The 2,550-nt window shown below is 70.6% G+C and carries 1 protein-coding gene; it reads right to left on the reverse strand.

Going from position 1 to position 2,550, the window contains the following annotated elements; translation table 11 throughout:
* Positions 1-111 precede the first annotated feature (111 nt).
* On the reverse strand, positions 112-2,550 hold a 2,439-nt coding region (locus tag FOE67_RS22495), incomplete at its 5' end, for a RelA/SpoT family protein (RefSeq protein WP_228474176.1).

A 2,550-nucleotide genomic window follows, 5' to 3' on the forward strand; every position in this document is an offset into this window, starting at 1 on the left:
GGGGTCCGCCCCCCCCGGGGGGGTGGGGGCCGAACCCCGCCCCGTTGTCGCGGCGCCGTCGCGCCGTCGGCGGGGCCGCTCCGTTCCGGGGCCGCCGGTCGGGGCGACGGCTCAGCCGCGCTGCTGTTCCGGCCGCCGGGTGGAGGTCACCCGGTACACGTCGTAGACCCCCTCCACGCCCCGCACGGCCTTCAGGACGTGACCCAGGTGCTTGGCGTCCCCCATCTCGAAGGTGAAGCGGGAGATCGCCACCCGGTCCCGGGAGGTCTGCACGGCGGCGGACAGGATGTTGACGTGCTGGTCGGAGAGGACCCGGGTGACGTCGGAGAGCAGTCGCGAGCGGTCCAGCGCCTCGACCTGGATGGCGACGAGGAACACCGAGGACTGCGTGGGCGCCCACTCCACCTCGAGGATCCGCTCCGGCTCGCGGGAGAGGGAGTCGACGTTCACGCAGTTCGCGCGGTGCACGGAGACCCCGCTGCCCCGGGTGACGAAGCCGATGATCGGATCACCGGGGACCGGGGTGCAGCAGCGGGCCAGTTTGACCCACACGTCGTCCACGCCCTTGACCACCACGCCCGGATCGGCGCTGCTGCGCCGCTTGGACCGGGTCGGCACCGGCGGTGACGCCTCGGCGACGTCCTCCCCCGCGGCCTCCTCCCCGCCGACCGCCTGCACCAGCTTCTGGACCACGCTCTGGGCGGAGACGTGGCCCTCCCCGATCGCCGCGTAGAGCGAGGAGATGTCGGGGTAGCGCATCTCGTGGGCGAGGGTGACCAGGGAGTCGCCGGTGAGGATGTGCTGGATCGGCAGGTTCTGCTTGCGCATGGCCCGCACGATGGCGTCCTTGCCCTGCTCGATGGCCTCCTCGCGACGTTCCTTGGAGAACCAGCCCCGAATCTTGTTGCGGGCCCGGGGGGACTTCACGAAACCCAGCCAGTCCCGGGAGGGACCGGCCCCGGGAGCCTTGGAGGTGAAGACCTCGACCGTGTCGCCGTGGTCGAGGGTGGACTCCAGGGGCACCAACCGCCCGTTGACCTTGGCGCCTATGGTGCGGTGGCCGACCTCGGTGTGCACGGCGTAGGCGAAGTCCACCGGGGTGGACCCGGTCGGCAGCGCGATGACGTCGCCCTTGGGCGTGAAGACGAAGACCTCGTGCCGGGAGAGGTCGAACCGCAACGACTCCAGGAACTCGCCCGGATCCTCGGTCTCCTTCTGCCAGTCCAGCAACTGCCGCAGCCAGGCCATGTCGTTGACCGCCTCGCCGCGATCCCCCTTGGCCGGTGGGGCGTCGGTGCGCACCTTGGACACCCCGGCGACGGCCTGCTGCTTGTACTTCCAGTGGGCGGCGATGCCGTACTCGGCCCGGCGGTGCATGTCGAAGGTGCGGATCTGGAGCTCGACCGGCTTGCCGCCGGGGCCGATCACCGTGGTGTGCAACGACTGGTACATGTTGAACTTGGGCATCGCGATGTAGTCCTTGAAGCGCCCCGGGACGGGGTTCCAGCGCGCGTGGACCGTGCCCAGCGCCGCGTAGCAGTCGCGGACGCTGTCCACCAGGACCCGGATGCCGACCAGGTCGTAGATCTCGGCGAAGTCGCGGCCCCGCACGATCATCTTCTGGTAGACGCTGTAGTAGTGCTTGGGGCGACCGTTGACCGAGGCCTTGATGCGGGCGCCCCGCAGGTCGGCCTGCACCTCGGCGATGACCGTCTCCAGGTACTCGTCGCGCTTCGGCGCCCGCTCCGCGACCAGCCGCACGATCTCGTCGTACATCTTCGGGTAGAGGATGGCGAAGGCCAGGTCCTCCAGTTCCCACTTGATGGTGTTCATGCCCAGCCGGTGGGCCAGGGGGGCGTAGATCTCCAGGGTCTCGCGCGCCTTCTGCTCCTGCTTCTCCCGCTTCAGGAAGCGCATGGTGCGCATGTTGTGCAGCCGGTCGGCCAGCTTGATCACCAGCACCCGCGGGTCCCGGGCCATCGCGACGACCATCTTGCGGACCGTCTCGGCCTGCGCGGCCTCGCCGAACTTGACCTTGTCCAGCTTGGTCACGCCGTCCACCAGGAGCGCGACCTGCTCCCCGAAGTCCCGGCGCAGCGCGTCCAGACCGTACTCGGTGTCCTCGACCGTGTCGTGCAGCAACCCCGCCATCAGGGTGGCCGAGTCCATGCCCAGCTCGGCCAGGATGGTCGTCACCGCCAGCGGGTGGGTGATGTAGGGATCACCGCTGCGGCGCTTCTGCCCGCGGTGCCACCGCTCGGCGACCTGGTAGGCGCGTTCGAGTTTGCGCAGCGAGGCGGTGTCCGCCTTGGGGTCGTTGGCCCGGACCACCCGCAGCAGGGGTTCCAGAACCGGGTTGTAGGGGTTGGAGCGCTGCACGCCGAGCCGGGCCAGACGGGCCCGCACCCGGTTGGAGGAGCCCGAACGTCCGGAGATGCCGGAGACGGCCGGCGTCCCGGGGGTGGGCGCGGCCCCCTCGGCCCGCTCCCCCTTCACCGGTGCCTTTCCCGGGGCGGGGGCCTGCGACCGGGGGGCTTCACGGGTGCTGTC

It is taken from the genome of Streptomyces calidiresistens (assembly GCF_014141525.1).
GTDB lineage: Bacteria > Actinomycetota > Actinomycetes > Streptomycetales > Streptomycetaceae > Streptomyces > Streptomyces calidiresistens.